At 42.8% G+C, this 1,134-nt stretch carries 1 pseudogene; it reads left to right on the forward strand.

The window, feature by feature from the left end:
* Positions 1-1,134, forward strand: a pseudogene (locus ACFIJZ_RS09825) (hypothetical protein); the annotation flags it as partial.

Genomic DNA, 1,134 nt, shown 5'->3' on the forward strand with positions numbered 1-1,134 from the left:
TAGCGACGCATGGTGAAGAGAATGCAAGCAGCAAGATAACATCGCTTACCAATGGGTCTATAACTAAAGACTCAAGTGATGCTGTAGCGGGTAACCAGTTATATGCTCTAGGTGATAAAGTTGCGCAGTCTTTAGGTGGTGGCGCTAGTTATGAGAATGGAACTTGGAGTGCGCCTACATTCACGGTTAAGAGCTTTAAAGCGGATGGGGTAACAGAAGATAAAGAATATAGTACTGTTGCGTCTGCCTTTGCTGGTGTTGGAGATTCATTCGATAAAGTTAAAGATAAGTTCAGTAATATTAAGGATGAAATTACCAAAGAGATTGAAAAGGACATCACCACTGTTCAAGGCGATGCGTTGTTTTGGGATAAGTCCAAAGGTGCGTTTGTAGCGACGCATGGTGAAGAGAAGACAAACAGCAAGATAACATCGCTTACCAATGGAGACATTAGTGCTACTTCAAGCGATGCTGTAGCGGGTAACCAGCTATATGCTCTAGGGAGCGGTGTTGCGCAATCTTTAGGTGGTAAAGCTAAGTATGAAGGTGGCACATGGACAGCTCCGACTTACGAAATCTCTAATGTTTCTGCAGATGGTGATGTGGAAAAGACGAGCTTCAATGATGTTGGTAGCGCCTTTGCGGGTCTTGATACGAGTGTCAAGAATGTGAACACTCATCTGTCTAATGAGGTTAAAAGGTTTGAGGATAAAATAAGTAATATTACTCAAGCGGTTAATGGTGATGCTTTATTATGGAGCGACGCTGCACATGCCTTTGTAGCGACGCATGGGGACAGTAAAGAGAACAACAAGATTACGTCTCTTAAAAATGGAGATATTAGTGGAACCTCAACGGATGCCGTAACGGGTAACCAGCTTTATGCTCTAGGTGATAAAGTTGCGCAATCTTTAGGTGGTGGCGCTGAATATAAGGAAGGTCAATGGAGTGCTCCAAGCTTCAAAGTTAAGATCGTCAAAGAAGATGGCAGTGCCGTTGAAGAGCAGAGCTATAATGATGTTGCGTCTGCCTTTGCTGGTGTTGGTGATTCATTCATGAATATTCATAAAGAGCTTCAGAATGAGATTAATAAAGTTGTAGGAGATAGTCTTGTTAAGCAGGATGATGCTACGA

The organism is Bartonella sp. CL70QHWL (assembly GCF_042194855.1).
GTDB lineage: Bacteria > Pseudomonadota > Alphaproteobacteria > Rhizobiales > Rhizobiaceae > Bartonella.